The following is a 240-nucleotide window of genomic DNA, read 5'->3' as shown; positions in this document are numbered from 1 at the left end:
ACGACTGCCAAACTTTTTGATACCATACTTCCTGCTTGGGATTGGCCGAATAGGAGCGGTAGCATAGCGACGATTGTTGTTATAGCTGTCATAATAATTGGACGTAATCTAGTGGATCCTGCTTCTAGTAAGGCATCTCTTGTTTCCATTCCATGTTCCCGATTTTGTTGCACTCTTTCTATTAATACAATAGCGTTTGTAACGACAATCCCGATTAACATTAATGCGCCGATCAAGGAA

General features: G+C 41.2%; 1 protein-coding gene. It reads right to left on the bottom strand.

The genetic code is table 11. The features are described from left to right. A partial coding sequence (locus tag SB658_RS27140; protein WP_410603628.1) for an efflux RND transporter permease subunit occupies window positions 1–240 on the bottom strand: 240 nt, incomplete at both ends.

The sequence above is a fragment of the Bacillus sp. SIMBA_008 genome (assembly GCF_046535495.1).
Classification (GTDB): Bacteria; Bacillota; Bacilli; order Bacillales; family Bacillaceae; genus Bacillus; species Bacillus subtilis.
The sequence above is the reverse complement of the archived record's forward strand: the minus strand, read 5'-3'. Positions and strand labels throughout refer to the sequence as shown.